The organism is Allobosea lathyri (assembly GCF_900108245.1).
GTDB classification, from domain to species: domain Bacteria; phylum Pseudomonadota; class Alphaproteobacteria; order Rhizobiales; family Beijerinckiaceae; genus Allobosea; species Allobosea lathyri.
In genome coordinates this window covers 1-15,755 of the sequence record NZ_FNUY01000014.1, presented here as the reverse complement: position 1 = coordinate 15,755, position 15,755 = coordinate 1, and the positions used below count along the sequence as shown (strand labels likewise).

Annotated in this window: 11 protein-coding genes, 1 pseudogene and 1 riboswitch; all 12 genes and pseudogenes read right to left on the bottom strand. The window is 64.8% G+C overall.

The features are described from left to right. Positions 1-65: 65 nt before the first annotated feature. Positions 66-716, bottom strand: coding sequence for an aspartate/glutamate racemase family protein (locus tag C4S73_RS24410; RefSeq protein WP_103875202.1), 651 nt, complete (start codon positions 714-716; stop codon positions 66-68). Positions 717-738: 22 nt separating this feature from the next. Then, positions 739-1,761 (bottom strand): amino acid ABC transporter substrate-binding protein, encoded by a 1,023-nt coding sequence (locus C4S73_RS24405; protein WP_425290372.1) that lies wholly within the window; start codon positions 1,759-1,761, stop codon positions 739-741. Positions 1,762-1,808: 47 nt separating this feature from the next. Continuing rightward, on the bottom strand, positions 1,809-3,140 hold the full coding sequence (locus C4S73_RS24400; protein WP_103875200.1) for an aspartate aminotransferase family protein: 1,332 nt from the start codon (positions 3,138-3,140) through the stop codon (positions 1,809-1,811). Beyond that, positions 3,137-4,030, bottom strand: coding sequence for a MurR/RpiR family transcriptional regulator (locus C4S73_RS24395; protein WP_160115898.1), 894 nt, complete (start codon positions 4,028-4,030; stop codon positions 3,137-3,139). Before C4S73_RS24395 ends, C4S73_RS24400 begins: the two co-directional genes overlap by 4 nt. A 369-nt stretch (positions 4,031-4,399) precedes the next feature. Further along, positions 4,400-10,462: an ExeM/NucH family extracellular endonuclease gene (locus C4S73_RS28045; protein WP_146071483.1), complete on the bottom strand. Its 6,063-nt coding sequence runs from the start codon at positions 10,460-10,462 to the stop codon at positions 4,400-4,402. Between the two features lie 584 nt (positions 10,463-11,046). Next, complete coding sequence (locus tag C4S73_RS24385; protein ID WP_103875198.1) at positions 11,047-11,850, bottom strand: ABC transporter ATP-binding protein; 804 nt, start codon at positions 11,848-11,850, stop codon at positions 11,047-11,049. Continuing rightward, a complete protein-coding gene (locus C4S73_RS24380; protein WP_103875197.1) occupies positions 11,847-12,884 on the bottom strand; it encodes a FecCD family ABC transporter permease in 1,038 nt (345 codons plus the stop codon). The genes C4S73_RS24385 and C4S73_RS24380 overlap by 4 nt, the downstream gene beginning before the upstream one ends. Further along, positions 12,881-13,909, bottom strand: a complete 1,029-nt coding sequence (locus C4S73_RS24375) for an ABC transporter substrate-binding protein (protein WP_244595763.1) — start codon at positions 13,907-13,909, stop codon at positions 12,881-12,883. Before C4S73_RS24375 ends, C4S73_RS24380 begins: the two co-directional genes overlap by 4 nt. A gap of 267 nt (positions 13,910-14,176) precedes the next feature. Further along, positions 14,177-14,386, bottom strand: a riboswitch (cobalamin riboswitch). Positions 14,387-14,484: 98 nt separating this feature from the next. Then, positions 14,485-14,865 carry a cupin domain-containing protein gene (locus tag C4S73_RS24370; RefSeq protein ID WP_103875196.1) on the bottom strand — a complete coding sequence of 127 codons (381 nt, stop codon included), beginning with the start codon at positions 14,863-14,865 and terminating at the stop codon, positions 14,485-14,487. A 47-nt stretch (positions 14,866-14,912) separates the two neighbouring features. Beyond that, positions 14,913-15,194, bottom strand: a pseudogene (locus C4S73_RS24365) (electron transfer flavoprotein subunit alpha/FixB family protein); the annotation flags it as partial. After that, positions 15,142-15,423, bottom strand: coding sequence for a hypothetical protein (locus C4S73_RS29115; protein WP_103875195.1), 282 nt, complete (start codon positions 15,421-15,423; stop codon positions 15,142-15,144). The pseudogene C4S73_RS24365 and the gene C4S73_RS29115, both read right to left, overlap by 53 nt. Continuing rightward, a partial coding sequence (locus tag C4S73_RS24355) for an acyl-CoA dehydrogenase family protein (RefSeq protein ID WP_146071482.1) occupies positions 15,423-15,755 on the bottom strand: 333 nt, incomplete at its 5' end. The genes C4S73_RS29115 and C4S73_RS24355, both read right to left, overlap by 1 nt.

The following is a 15,755-nucleotide window of genomic DNA, read 5'->3' as shown; positions in this document are numbered from 1 at the left end:
GCGAACGGAAATGACTTCGACTTCGCCGCGGCACGATGCGGTGCCGGTCCTGGATCAGGCCCGGTTTACACAGTGCTTTTGATGGGGAGCCTCATCATTGTCCGCAATTTCCGCACCGCGCTCGCCGGCGTTGTCAGTACTGGACGCCCTGTCGCAGCAGCGATAGCGGCAGCTGCACGCGCCAGGCTGAACTGCCCCAGCGCGATGACGGTGCATTCGCCGAGCTTGGCGGCCGCCCGAACGGCCAGGCGATCATGCTCCGGCCCATCGCCGCGATCGAGCGCCGCCAGGGCACCTTCCGCGAGCTTGGGCACGACCGTTAGCCCGGCTGGAAATTCCGGCGGCATCGACACCAGCGTCGGCGCGAAGCTCGCCAGCAATCCAACCTTGCCCCCGAAAGCCTGGGCCTCCTCGATCATGGCCTCGTTGGGCTTCAGCACCGGCATCGGCGCCAGCTCGCGCTTCACGGTCTCGATGCAGGGACCAAAGGCAGAGCAGCTGAACAGTATCGCTTCTGCTCCGGCCCTCCTGGCGTATTGCGCGAGATCCAGGAACCGCTGCGTTATCGCCGCCGTGATCTCGCCGTCGCGGGCCAGATCCGACGAGAGGCTGTCGTCGAGCAGGTTCATCAGCGTCGCCTGCGGCCAGAGTTCGGCAAACGCCGCCTCGATGGGAGGCGGCGAATGCCGGAGAGCATGGATCAGGGCGATGCGCATCGTCGTATCCTCTTGCCCGTTCTCACCTGATCGGATGCGGGTATTGCAGGCCGCCCTGCGAGGCCAAAGCGTTCAGCCCGCGCTTGAGCTGGAGCCGCGAGCCCATGCCGACATTTCGCTCGAAGCTCTCGCCGTAATTGCCGACATGCTTGACGATCCGATAGGCCCAGTCGGCGGTCAGGCCGAGGCCTTCGCCGAACTTGCCCTCGACGCCGAGCAGGCGCTTGATCTCGGGGTTCGGCGATTTCAGCATTTCGTCGACATTCGCCTTGGTCAATCCGAACTCCTCGGCATTGAGCATGGCGTAATGCACCCATTTCACCAGTGCGACCCAGCTCTCGTCGCCGCGTTTGACGGCGGGTCCCAGCGGCTCGCGCGAGATCAGCGTCGGCAGGATGACGAAATCGTCCGGCTTGGAGAATTTCAGCCGCTCGGCGGCAAGGCCCGAGGAGTCGGTAGTAAAGGCGTCGCAACGGCCGGCCTCGAGCGCCTTGACGCCCTCCTCATTGGTGGCAAAGCCGATGACCTCGTATTTGAGCTTATTGGCCCGGAAAAAGTCGGCAAGGTTCAGTTCCGTCGTGGTGCCCTGCGTGACGCAGATCGAGGCGCCGTCCAGCCCTTTCGCTTCGGTCACGCCGAGCGCCTTCTTCACCATGAAGCCCTGGCCGTCGAAATAATTGATGATCGGCCAGGACATGCCCTGCGAGGTATCGCGCGACATCGTGTAGGTGGCGTTGCGGGCGAGCATGTCGACCTCGCCGCTCTGCACGACGAGAAAGCGCATCTGAGGCGTCGTCGGTACGAATTTGACCTTGTTGGCGTCGTTGAAGATCGCCGCCGCGACGGCGCGGCACATGTCGATGTCGAGCCCCTCCCAGCGCCCGTCCGGGCCCTGAAGGCCGAAGCCGGGCAAGGCGACGTGGTTGCCGCAGATCAACTCGCCACGCGCCTTGACGCGTTCAAGCGTGGTCGTCTGGGCATGGCCCGCAGTCGCGCTCAACGCACCAGCCAGTGCCAGGCCGGCCCTGAGAACCCAGGTCTTCACTGTCATCGTCAATCCCCTGTTTTGCTGTGTTTGTCGTGGAGCGGGCGCTAGAAGGCGCCCGCGATCGCGGCGTCGACGGCTTCTCCGAGCCGTTCGACGAGCGTATCCATGATGGCGGCATCGGCGATGAAGGGCGGCGCCAGCAGGACATGGTCGCCGGCATTGCCGTCGGCGGTGCCGCCCATCGGATAGACCATCAGCCCGTGCGCCATCGCCGCCTGCTTGACGCGGGCATGGAGCTTCAGCGCGGGATCGAAAGGTGTCTTGCTGGCGCGGTCGGCGACGAGCTCAATCCCCCAGAAGTGCCCCCGGCCGCGCACGTCGCCGACATGGTGATGATTGCCGAAGCGTTCCTTCAGGCGGCGCTCCAGATGCGCACCCTGGCGGCGGACATTGGCGAGCAGATCGTCGCGCTCGATTACCTGCTGCACGGCGAGCGCCGTCGCGCAGGCGAGCGGATGGCCGTTATAGGTCTGGCTGTGCGGGAAGGCGCCCGAGCCCTGCCGGACCGCCGCGATGATCTGGCTCGAGGCCAGCATCGCGCCGATCGGCACATAGCCGGCGCCGAGGCCCTTCGCGATCGCCATCAGGTCCGGGGCGATGCCTTCCTGCTCGCAGGCATGCAGCGTTCCCGTCCGGCCCATGCCGCTCATCACCTCGTCGAGAATCAACAGCACGCCATGCCGGTCGCAGATCTCGCGGATGCGCTTGAAATAACCCGGCACCGGCGGCACGCAGCCCAGCGTCGCGCCGACAACCGTCTCGGCGACGAAGGCCGCGACCGTCTCGGGCCCCAATTCAAGGATTTTGGCCTCAAGCTCGTCGGCGACACGCAGACCATACTGCTCCAGCGTCTCATCGGCGCGTTGATCGCGATAGGCGTAGCAGGGCGCGATATGGTGGCCCTGCAGCAGCATCTCCTTGAAAGGCGCGCGATCCTTCATCCGCCCGCCGACCGAAAGCGCGCCGACGGTGATGCCGTGATAACTCTGCCGCCGCGAGATGAACTGGATGCGCTTGGGCTCACCCCTCTCGACGAAATAGTGCCGCGCCAGTTTCAGGCAGGCCTCGACCGCCTCCGAACCGCTGCTGCAGATGAAGACGTGGCTCAAGCCGTTCGGCGCCCGGGCGATCAGATGCTCGGCCAGTTCCTCCGCCGGCTGCGAGGTGAAGAAGCTCGTATGCGCATAGGCCAGCTTGTCGATCTGGGCATGCATCGCGGCCCGGATGTCGGGATGACCATGGCCAAGGCAGGAGACGGCCGCACCGCCGCTGCCGTCGAGATAACGCTTGCCGTCGGAATCGATCAGCCAGACGCCCTCGCCCGACACTGCGGTGGGATAACCGCCGGCGATACTGCGATGCAGGATCTGGCTCATTTACGTCTCCGACTGGTCCGATGCGCGGTCTCATAGGTGGAGAAAACGTCGAGATGCGCTTCGCTGGCCGCGATGGCATCCAGCGCCGGCTTGCCCTGTTTCGCAGTCATCAGTGCAGCCAGGCATTCCACGACCGCGAAAGCCGGCGTCATCGTGTGGAAAAAGGAGGGCGTCTCGGTCCGCACCAGGACGGTCTCGTCGGCGAGCGCCGCCAGCGGCGAATGGAGACTGTCTGTCAGCGCGACGATCGCCGCGCCCTTGTCGCGAGCATAGACAGCCGCCTCGACGGTCAAGCGCGTATAGGGCGAGACCGAGGCGACGAAGAGCACGTCGCCGGGGCCGATGCGGCGCAGAGCATCGACACCGCGTCCGCCTGCGCCATCGCAGAGCACGGAACCGGCACCGATCATCGCACGGATGTAATCGAGCATGTAGACGGCAGGAAAGGCCGAGCGCAGTCCGAAACAGAAGACGCTCCGCGCATCCGCCAGCATGGTGGCAGCGCGTTCCAGCCGCGCGATCGACTCCGGCTCGCGAAGAGCTCGGATATGCTCGGCCAGCGCGGCGAACATATCCTGCGCCAGGGCGCCATCGCCCTCGTCGCCGTGGCGCTCCAGCAACTCCGTGGCGCGATTGACGAAGCCATCGGGCCGTTGGCGCAGCGAAGCGGCATAGGCCGCGCGCAGGGCATCATATCCAGGCAGGCCCATGCGCTGTGCCAGCCGCGTGAAGGTCGCCGGGGACAGACCGGCACGCTTGGCCTGCTCGCGCGTCGTCAGCAGCGCCACATCGGCGGGATGATCGAGCACCCAGCGGGCGACGGCCCGCAGTTGCGTCGGCAGCGTCGCAAAACGCTCCGTGAGCGCGTTCTGTAGGGCAGATCGGTCCATAGGCGCGAGCCTAACAGCGATCATATGGGATTCGAAACAAATATTTCACTTACGCAATAAGATTCATCCGTTTCATTTTCTGCCCTTCTTCGGCCGCGGGCCTTTCGCCGATCTCCTGCGTCGCTCCATCGCTCATCGGTAACGGTTGCGCTCGCGGCCTCCCCCTGGCGCGGGGGCTCAACGGCGCTTCCATCGGAGATACATCTGGTTCTTCGCAAGCAACGCGTTCACATGCGCGTCGATCTGGTTTGGGTTCCGCCAGGCGAGGACAGTTGGGGAGATGGCGAAGGGCCCCTCTGTCCTGACGGGAGACAAAACAGAAAAGGGCGCCTTTCGGCGCCCTTCTCATTCAGTCGACAGGTCGACCCGTCAGACGAAGCGGAAGTCGTCCTGGGCGAGGGTCGAGAGCTGGACACCCTTGAGGATGAGGCTGGTATCGACGTCGATGGTGAAAACCGTGTCGGAACTGACCTGCTGGGCGGCGGAGAACGCCGTGTTGAAATCGGCGAAGATCGCGCTCGAGAACTCCAGCACATCCGAGCTCGAGCCGGTCGTCCTGAAGTCTGTGATCATGTCCTTGCCGAAGCCCGCCGCGAAGACGAAGCTATCATGGCCGGAGCCGCCCGTGAGCGTGTCGTTGCCCGCGCCGCCCTCGATCCGGTCGTCGCCCGAGCCGGCATCGACCACATCGTTGCCGGCGCCCGCCAGCACGATATCGTCGCCCGAACCGGCGTCGACCGTGTCATCGCCCTCGCCCGCCTCGACCCGGTCATTGCCCGAGCCCGCCTTGAGCGTGTCGTTGCCGAGCCCGCCGAGGAGACCATCGTTGCCCGAACCGCCTTCGAGAAGGTCGGCGCCGTCCCCGCCGGTGAGCGCGTCGTCGCCGGCACCGCCCTTCAGCGTGTCGTTGCCCGCGCCGCCGTCGAAGGCGTCGTCGCCGTTGCCGCCGGTGACGATGTCGTTGCCCGCGCCGAAGAGCAGCTTCTCGATATTGACGAAGCTGTCGCTGCCGATGCCGGCTCCCGAAACAAGGCCTCGGGTGAAGTCGACAGAGACCACCCCCGTCGCCGCCGAGAGATCGAGCGTGTCGAAGCCCGCGCCACCGTCGATGGTATCGTTGCCCGCGCCGCCGACGAAGTGGTTGGCGTTGCCGTCGCCGATTAGGATGTCGTTGCCCGAGCCGCCGATGACGGTTTCGATCGAGACGAGCCTGTCCTCGGCGATGGCGCTGCCCTCGGCCTTGCCGGTTGCGAGGTTGACCATGATGCCGGCGGTATCGCCAGAGTAGTCGGCCGTGTCGATGCCATCACCGCCATCAAGCAGATCGTCATTGGCGCCGCCCACGAGGATGTCGTTGCCAACTCCGCCGAACAGGTCGTTGTCACCCGCACCGCCCTTCAACAGGTCGTCGCCATCTTCGCCGGCGAGCACGTCGTCACCCTCGCCGCCATCGACGATATCGTTGCCGGCGCCGGCATGGACTTTGTCGTCGCCGAGACGCGCGGTGATGACGTCAGCGCCAGCGCTGCCGACGAGCATGTCGTCGCCATCCGTGCCGAAGATCTTCCCGGCATTTTCCAGCACCGTGTCCGCGCGGACATTCAGGTTCTGGATGCGCTCGTCCAGCTTCGCGGTCGTATCGGCAACATCGTAGGCCGTCGCCTGCGTGCCGTGATAGTCCCGCATGTACTGGGCGAAAGCCTGCTGCTCGCCAAGCAACGTCGAGCCCGCGGGCGTGTTTGCCGCGACGACTGCGGCCGCCGTGAAGTCGAGCGCCTCGTCGACCGAGCCTGAGAGCCCGCCATCGGCGAGCAGGTAACGGAAGTTCGAGCCGTTCGCCTTCATCGGGTAGCTGTCGCCGCCATTGGCGAGGAAGCTCAGCGTCACCACGGTGATCACAGCCGGCGCGCCGGTCACGAGCGCGCCATTGTCGTAGAGCGCCACGGTGCGCCCGGAGGCGTCGGTCAGCGCGATGTCGGAGACGCGGCTGCCGGCCGGCAGGTCCGGGTCATAGGAGAAGGAGACACCGCCGATCTGCGGGAAGCGGCCCTGGTTCCCGAGCGAGGCGACGCCATGTTCGAGGATCGCCTTGAGCCCGCTGGCCGTGGTGTCGAAGGCCATCAGCTTGTTGTCGAAGCGCAGCGAGTTCTCGATGTCGAGCTGCGAGACGCCGCCTTCGAGCTTGCCGGTGACGGCATTGGCGGGCGGAGGCAGCTTGTCGACGCGGCCGGTGACCGGGTCGGGATCCGAGACCGTGCCGATCGGGGACCGGACGCCGCCGCCATTCTTGAGGGAGACGACGAAGTCGGGGCGCGCCGTTCCCAGCGCATCGCGCAGCGCTTCGGCATTGGCGTCGGCCGAGAGGCTGCCGAGATTGGTTTCCTCGTTGCGGATGATCGCCCGCTCGCCTTCGAGATAGACCTCGGAGAAGCCGTAGACAGTGCCGTCCTTGACGTTGATGACGTTCTGCACCGCGTCGGTGAGGTCACGAACCTTGTCGCCCTTGGTTCCTTCGGCGAAAGCGGTCGTCTCGAGATTGGCGACCGTGGTGTTCCAGGCCTTGGCGACGTTGTCGGCCGTCGAGGCATAGGCGCCGTTGATCGCGACGTCAGTGGCGAGATTGCCGACGATGATGTTGCCCTCGCTGTCGAAATCGACCTTGAGGCGGCCGAGATAGCTGTATTCGCCGTCCGTGTTGACGATCAGCGTGGTCTTGCCGTCGGCACCGGCGGTGACGACCGGATAGCTGCCTTCGAAGGAGGCGTCGTGGCCGGGGAAGGAGGCCGCCTGATCATCGGCGTCACCGAGGCGCGTATTGGAGCCGCCGGCGAGGATGATGTCGACGCCGCGCAGCTTGCTCGCCAGGAGCTTTTCGTTGGAGATCTGCTGCAGATGGGTCTGCAGGATGATCTTGTTGACGCCCTCGGCGATCAGTTCGTCGATGATCGGCTGCAGCTGGCTCGCCAGCAGGTCCATGTCGTCGACCTCGGCGCCGTCACCCACGAAGCCCTTCACCTCGGTCCCGGTCGGCGAGGAGATGCGCTCCAGGATCTGCGTCGTCGCGCCGATCAGGCCGATCTTCTCACCACCCTTGGTGATGATCGCGGCAGGCGCGATGCGCCCCTTGAGCGTGCTGAGCTCCGGCGTCGGCGTCGCGCCGTTGCCCATCGTTTCGGTGAAGCGGGGCTTCAGGTCCGCATCGGCTGAGAAATCGAGGTTCGACGAGAGATAGGTGAAGTTGGCGCCTGACCAGCCGGAGACGGAGCCGGGCGTGATCGCATCGCGCAGGACGCGCGACCCGAGGTCGAAGTCATGGTTGCCGATCGTCGAGGCATCGACGCCGATCGCATTCATGATGGCGATATCGGCGCCGGCAACCGGCAGGTTGGCGCCGGCGGCAATGGTCGAGCCGCTGGCGGCATTGAGCGCCCCGCGAACCGAGAGGTCCGTGCCGGCCGCGATGAACGGACCCGGCAGGAAGTTGTCGCCGCCCGAGAGGATCAGCGTGTTGGCGTAGGCGCCGTCGAAGGCGTCGACCAGGGCTGCCATGTTCTTGGCGGTCGAGCCAGCAAGCAGGCCGGCCTCGCCATCGGAGAAATGCAGGAGCTGAAGCGTGAAAATGGAAGCCTCCTTGAGGTCGAGACCAATGACGATCGGATCGTGATCGGAGACGCGCGCGATGGCGCTGGCGTCGAAGATCGCCGGGTTGCGCTCATTGGTCGTGAGATCGCTGTTGAAGTTTTGCTGGTAGTCGAGGGCATCGGCCTCGTCGGCATTGATGTGCCAGTTGGCAACGCCGGTGACCTGCGTCGTCAGGCTGCCATTGGTCATGACGTGGTCGAGCGAACCCTTCTGGGCATCGAAGACATAGCCGTAATCGCCGGCGCCCTGGTCGCGATAGCCGGCGTTTACCAGCACATCGATCGGGTCTTCCTTCGCGTAAGCATTGAGGTCGCCGAGGATGACGATGTCCGTGTCGGTCGTGCCGGTCGGCTTCGTGTCGAGCCAGTCGAGCAGCGCTTCCGCGGCCAGGGTGCGCTGATCGTTCCAGCTGCCATTGCCGTCCTTGACGTCGGCATCGCCACCGGTTCCGGTGCCGCCCTTCGACTTGAAGTGATTGACCACGGCGGTGAATTCGCCACCGGTGGCAATCTCCTCGAAGGTCACGGCGAGCGCGGCGCGGCTGGTGTTGGCGCCGTTGAAGATATGGCCGATCGTGCTCTGGGCCAGAAGCGAGGGCGCGACGTCGCTGTCATCGAGGATCGAGACCTGCGTGTCGAAGGAGACGCGCACGGAGGTAACGTCATAGATAAAGCCGACCGCGATGGCGTCGCCGCCGACGAAGTTCTGGCCGGGGCGGACCCAGTCGAATTTGTAGGAGCCGGCTGTCGAGTTCAGCTGATTGACCAAATACTGGATCGCGTTGCCGCTCGCACCCAGGGTGAAGTTGTTCTCGATCTCCATGAGCCCGAGCACATCGGCATCCAGCGCGAGGATGGTGTTGACCAGCTTGCTGGTCTGGCGCTGGAACTCAGCGGTCGTCTCGGCGCCGCGCGGCTCGAAGCCGTTGGCGGTCATCTGGCCATTGTCGAGGGTGGTGAAGTAGTTGAGCACATTGAAGCTGGCGAGCTTCAGCGTCCCGCCGACGCCCGGAGGAGTGGCCGGGCGCGGATTCGCCGAGACGAAATCATTGATACCGGCGCCATTTTCGACCGCATGCACGCGGAACTGGTTGAAATCATAGTCGAGCACGCCGGTGAGGCCGGTCACGGTGTCGCCCATCCGGGGTGCGGTGGCGGAGTTGTAGGCGCCATCGGTGAGGACATTGTCGAGATTGGGGTTCGACACGCTGCGGCCATCGTCGAAGATGATCGAGCGCGAGGCGATTTCGCGCAGATGCGCGTCAAAACCGGTGGTGCTCGGCTCGTTGTTCATGGTGTAGGAGCTCGGGCGGCTGCCCTCGATCAGCCGGGTCTCGCCGAACTGATCGAAATTATACTGCTCGGTGATGGTGAGCTTCTCGTTGAACTTCACGAGCATGCCTTCATTGGCTTCGAGATTGGCGGTGTAGACGCCGCTCGAGCCCTGCACCCCTGCCGCGGGCAGGTCGATCGCGACAGCCATGGTGTTGACGTCGGCGACCGCCTTCGCGCCGACGACCGAGATCGCTGTCGCATTGATCTCGGTGTTGCCGTAGGTTTCAGCCACCGAGCCGGTGACACGCACACGGTCGCCAAGCTGGACGTCGGTGCCCAGGCTGCCCTGCGCGATGAAGATGCCCTCCGAAGTCAGCGCATTGCCGTCCTGATCGACCAGTTCCTCCTGCAGCCAGAAGCCAGCGAGATTGCGCCCGCCATCGGCATCGCCGTTCTGGAAGTCGCCGACGACGATCGCTTCGACCGTGACGGTCTGGCCGACCCTGGCGCTCGCCGCACCCGTGCCCTGGATCGCGCTGATCAAGGTGAGGTTCGTCCCATCGTCATTGACGATCGTAGCCGCCGCCTGCTGCGACGAGGCGCCCAGGGTCGCCGTGACGGTGAAGCTCTCGTCAGCCTCAGTGATCGTGTCTTCGACGGAATCGATGGTAAAGCTCGCAGTGCTCTGGCCCGCCAGGACGGTGACGGCCGTGGGAACAGAGAGGAGATCGGCGGTGGCGCCCGAGGCCTGCAGCGTGACGACCGTGTCGGTGGTGACGGTGCCGCTGAGCGTCACGGTGAACTGGAAGGTCTCGCCTTCGGGCTTCGATCCGGCATCGACGGTCAACGATGCGACGGCGCTGGCGGATGTGCCGCCGGTGCCGGTGACGGTGAAGGTCGTCGACGAGAACGGCATGTCGGGCGCCGTTCCGTTCGTGCTCTGATCGCCGGTACCGTCCTCGGCGATCCAGTTCGACGCGGTGTTGATGCTGGCGCGATAGTCGGCGAAGGTGGCGGCTCCCGAGCGGGCGCCGGTGAAGGCGGCGACATCGGCGTCGGCATCGAGCGTGCTCAGATCCAGCGCGTTGACGCCGGCTGTCAGGCCCGTACCGGTCAGCACGCCGTTTGACGCGTTGAAGCCACCATTGGTGACCGCCGTCAGGAAGACCGGGGCAGAGGCCGAGCCCTGATAGGCGTAGATCGTCTCACCGGAAGAGCTGATGCCGCGGTTGCCGCCACGGCCCGAGACCGAGCTGCTGGCCGTTCCGACATTCGCGCTGATGGTACCGGTACCGATATTGTCGATCTTGACGATGCTGCCGGCGGCGACACCGGCCGTCGCGGTCCAGCTGAAGGCGCCCTCGTCAGTGTTCGCGAAAGCAGTGCCGTTCCACTCATTGTCCTCGAAGACAATGGTCTCGCCGGCCGAAATACCGGTGAGTGCGACGAAGGCGATGTTGTCATTGCCGTCCGCATTGAACCCGACAAACGCAATCGAACCTGTACCGAGCGCCATGGTTGAATCTTCCTCTTCGACGTCATTGGAAATGCCAGGCAAACGACGAGACCGACGTCGCACCGGATGATGCTACGCGTTCGCGCGGCCGCCTGACGGAGGGTTAACCGTTCGTAAACAAGTCAATAGGAAGCGAAGGTGACAGATCAATGAAGGATCACATCCTTCTTTGCAGTGAAACATTATCTGGCTATGATATTTTTGATGGATTATATGACAAAACGCATGTAGTTATTCGTCATAGATGCGTAATTTAGTTGTATAAAAGTATACTAGACAACCAATGCACGATAACCATCAACCATATGAAGCAAACACGCCCTCCGGCCATCGTCATTGCTGGCACCGTCAATCTCACCTGTCGCAATGCGCTCGATGCGGGCGGCTTTGCCGATCACGCCGGGACCCTGTCCGGGCTTGCCTGATTTTCCAGGGATTGCAGGGAGATGTCGCTGTCGGACACCCGCTGACGCCGCCCAGGACATTGCGTCAGCGCTCGGACCAAGCGATATGGGATGCCACGACGTTTAAGGCCAATTCGGTGGCTACGGTAAACTGATATCGCCGTTGAACCTTGCGCGCGCTCAGCCCTTGGCACCCTCGAGAGCCCTGGCTGCATCGCGACCGGTGTCGATCAGGTACTCGATATGCCTGCGTCCCGTGGCGCCGGGCCGGATCGCGACGGTCACCCCGAACACGGTCCGGATCATCTCCTCCGTCAGCACCGTTTCGGGCGAGCCGGCCGCCAGAAGCCGGCCTTCATGGAGCAGCGCGATCTCGTCGCAGAACAGCGCGGCAAGGTTCAGATCATGCAGAGCCACGATGCAGGTGATGCCGAGCCGCTGGATCAATGAGAGGATCGAGAGCTGGTGCTGGATGTCGAGATGATTGGTCGGCTCGTCCAGAATGAGTTCGCTCGGCTCCTGCGCGAGTGCGCGGGCGATGTGAACGCGCTGCCGCTCCCCGCCCGAGAGCGTATGCCAGAGTTGGTCGTGCCGATCTTCGAGACCGACCCGTGACAGCGCGGCAGTAACGGCCGCTTCATCCGCCTCGGACCATGATGCCAGGGCCGCGCGATGCGGTGTCCGGCCGAGCCGGACCACGTCGCAGACGGAGAGCTGGATCTCGGTGGTCGCCTGTTGCTCGACGAAGGCCAGCCGGCGCGCCAGATCGCGCCGTGGCACGCGGGCAATGTCGCGCCCATCGAGCATCACCACGCCGCTCGCCGCGTTGCGCAGGCGGCAAAGTAGTCTCAGCAGGCTCGATTTGCCGGAGCCATTCGGACCGATCAGCCCAAGCATTCGCCCGGGCGCCGCTTCGAGCGTCACGCCATCGACGATCATCCGTCCCCCGGCGCTCCAGCGGATATCCCGGCTCGCAAGCGTCATGCGGGGGTTCGCGCACGATAGAGAATGAACGCGAAGGCCGGGGCGCCGAACAGTGCCGTCACGACGCCGATCGGCAGGATCTGTTGGGGCACGAGCACTCGCGAGAGAATATCGGCAAGGATCATGAAGATGGCGCCGATGACGAGACAGGCCGGCAGCAACCGCGCATGACCCGCGCCGACGAGGAAACGGGCGGCATGGGGGATGACGAGGCCGACGAAGCCGATCGTGCCGACGATGCTGACCATCACCGCGGTCAGAACCGCAGTCGTGGCGAACAGCACGATGCGCACGCGCATCACGGCCACTCCAAGCGAGGCGGCCGCATCGGCGCCGAAGGCGAAGGCATCGAGAGCCTTGGCGTGGAGCATGCAGATCCCGAAGCCGAGGAGGGCGACGGGCGTCGCGACCCATAAATCGGGCCAGCGCACGCCGCCGAAATTGCCGAGCAGCCAGAACATGACGCCGCGCGCCTGCTCGGCGCTGGCGAGGGTCGTCACGATGGTCGCGGTCGCCGCATTGAAGAGCTGGGAGGCCGCGACACCCGCCAGGATGACGCGATCGCTCGCCCCGCCGGCCCCCGCTGCGAGCAGGGCGACCACCGCCAGCGCCGCGCAAGAGCCGATGAAGGCCCCGGCGGACACGGTCATCGCCGTGCCGCCGACGCCGAGGATCATTACCGCGACCGCGCCGGTGGAAGCGCCGGCCGAGATGCCGAGGATGTAAGGTTCGGCCAGCGGATTACGCAGCAGCGCCTGCAGGATCGCGCCCGAAAGCGCAAGCGAGCCGCCGCAGAGCCCGGCCATCACGGCCCGGCTCAGGCGATAATCGAAGATCACGCCCTGCTGGATCGCGCTGACGGGCAAATCGAGATCGAAAAGCCCGTTTCCGAGCGCCTTCAGCGCGGTGTCGAGCGGGATCGCCATCTCGCCGATGGTGACGGCGAGAGCAACTGCGACAGCAAGCGCAATCACGGCGAGGAGCGCGATGCCAAATCGCGCCGGCCAGTTCGGTCCGTGGACGGCGTGGCTCAAGGCGCTATGCCGAAACCGGCAATCGCTTTGGCCAGCGCCTCGACGCCGTCGATCGTGTCGAGCCCGGCCCGGGTCGCGCCGACATCCATGACGACGATCCGGTTTTCGCTGATGGCACCGAGCTTGCTCGCGACGGGATCGGTCTTCAGGAAGTTCAGCTTGAGATCGATATCGTCGGCCGGGAAGCGCCGACGGTCCATCCTGACCACGACGATCACCGCCGGGTCGGCGGCAGCGATGCTCTCCCAGCCGACCAGCGGCCATTCCTCATTGCTGGTGATGATGTTGCGGGCGCCCAGCTTGGACAGGATATAGGCGGGAACGCCGGTCTTGCCGGCCATGAACCCGTCGCCCTTGATGTCGCGGCTGGAGAACCAGACCACCACCGGCACATCGCGCGCCTTGAGCGTGGCCACCGATTTGACCGCCTGCTCTTCCCGTTCCCGGAGTTCGGCAACCAGCTTGTCCGCGCGATCAGCGACGTCGAAGATCTGGCCGTATTCGCGGATGTTGCGATAGACCAGCTCCATCGAGAACATCTGCGTGCGCACGCCATCGCCGGGGCCGGAATTGTCCTTGCCGACGCAATCGGCCGGCGAGACATAGGTCGGCACCTTCAATCTGGCGAACTGGTCGCGCTTCCCGACGATGCCGTTGGGCCCGACGTGCCACTCGAACATCGCTGTGACGAGATCAGGCTCGCGGGCAACGACGGCCTCGAAGCTCGGATCGTTGTCGGCGAGCCGCTTCACACCGGCATTGACCGCTTCGTAGCGCTTGGCCACCGGGCTGAACCAGACGGCGGTGCCCACCACCCGATCGCCGAGACCGAGCGCGTAAAGGATTTCCGTCTGCGTCTGGCCGATCGCGACGACGCGTTTGGGCGGCCCGGCGAAGGTGACGGTCTCCCGGCAATTCTCCAGCGTCAGCGGATATTGCGTCGGCGCCGCCGAGGCTGCCCCGCATAGCGACATGCCGACGGCAACGGCCAGAGAATGGTAGAGGAGGCGTGTTGGGTTGCGCATCGGGATCTCTGACGGGTGGCGGCGGCCGTTGCCAGGTCCGGAGACCTCGCGAAGCCCAGCCTTAAATGTAACTATGTTACATTTTGAATAGGACGCGCGCGATAGCGCCGTCAAGAGTCCATTCGCGGCTGCGCCGCCGCGGTCTGTCATCGTGAACATGGAATTCATCGCTCCCCGAGATGATGAGCCGGGAGCTTGAGCGGATAGGTTCGGGGGTGGTCTGCGACCTGCCGCCGACGCAAATCCCCCCGGACACCCCGCCCGAAAGACGCTTCTGCGATCAGGGCAGGTCTCCTGGCTCGCGGGTCAACGCTGACTTCGCCCGGCCTTCCCGGCGCCGAAGCGCCAGTGGACGATGGGTGAAGAGCTCGCCGCTCACAGTTGCGGGGGCAGCCTCGGATTTGGCGCAAAGCACCTCACCGAATTCCCTCTTAGCCTCGGGCCGGAGCCCGAAGAACCTTGATCGCGCCCGACCATAGAGGGGCCCAAGGCGGCGTCAAGCCGCAGGCCGGTGCGTGGAAGCTTCCGATCGCAATTGACGAGATCCGCGTCAGGGCCGCCCGCCCGCCGTCAGATTATGTGACCGTCGCCCCAGCCGCCGAATAGTATTGCAGTTCGAGAAGAATGCAGCCGGTATCCGACACAAACGGCCCGTGGGGAGTGCCTGGCGGTCGACAGGAATAGGCCGGTGCAGCATGGGCGTTGTCACTTGCGACCGTGCCGAGACGCCCCTCGATCAGGAACACTTCCTCCCAGTAATCATGCGTCAGGGGCGTTGTGGTGGCGGTTCCCGGAGCGAATCGCACCAGCCGGGTTCGGCCCCCGGTCTTCTCGGCCTCGTTCAGGTCGTCGGCCAACATCTTGACGTCCAGCCCCCCGGGAAACCCTGCAAGGGGCTCCCATCCGGACTGGAAATCGAGCTTTTCCATTTCGACATGGCTTCGACGCGCTTTCATGTGCTTGGCATCCCAAATTCGAGAGCGGAAAGATCGGGTCTCTTCGATTACCGCCCCCTTTTTGCGAGTTCGGCGTCGAGCTCAGGGAGGATGGTGAAGAGATCGCCGACGAGGCCGTAATCGGCGACCTGGAAGATCGGCGCCTCCTCGTCCTTGTTGATGGCGACGATGACCTTCGAATCCTTCATCCCGGCGAGATGCTGGATCGCGCCGGAGATGCCGACCGCGATGTAGAGATCGGGTGCCACGACCTTGCCGGTCTGGCCGACCTGCCAGTCATTGGGCGCATAGCCGGCATCGACCGCGGCGCGCGAGGCGCCCATGGCCGCAGGTGCCCTGCGACCAGCCCAGCAGCGCCGCCAGCACCTGGCCGGACTGGTTGGCGTCGTCGTCGATCGCAGCCATGCAGACAGAGCCGTTCTGCTTCGCGGTCCACAGCCTCAAGCCGTGACCGTCCTCCTTTGCGTGATCCTCGCTCAGAACGTCGGTGCCGATATCCTCGCGGCCGACCCAGCCGCGAAGATGTTCGATGTCGATGGCTGAATCCTCGCCAGACATCAGTACGACCTCGGCATGCCCAGGACATGCTCGGCGAGATAGGACAGGATCAGGTTGGTCGAGATCGGCGCGACCTGGTAGAGCCGCGTCTCCCTGAACTTGCGCTCTATGTCGTATTCCTCGGCGAAGCCGAAGCCGCCATGGGTCTGGATGCAGGCATTGGCCGCCTCGAACGAGGCATCCGCCGCCAGCATCTTGGCCATGTTGGCCTCCGCGCCGCAGTTCTCGGCCTTCTCGTAGAGTCTCACCGCCTCGCGCACCATCAACTCCGCTGCGCGCATATTGGCGTAGGCCCTGGCGATCGGGAACTGGATGCCCTGGTTCTGGCCGAT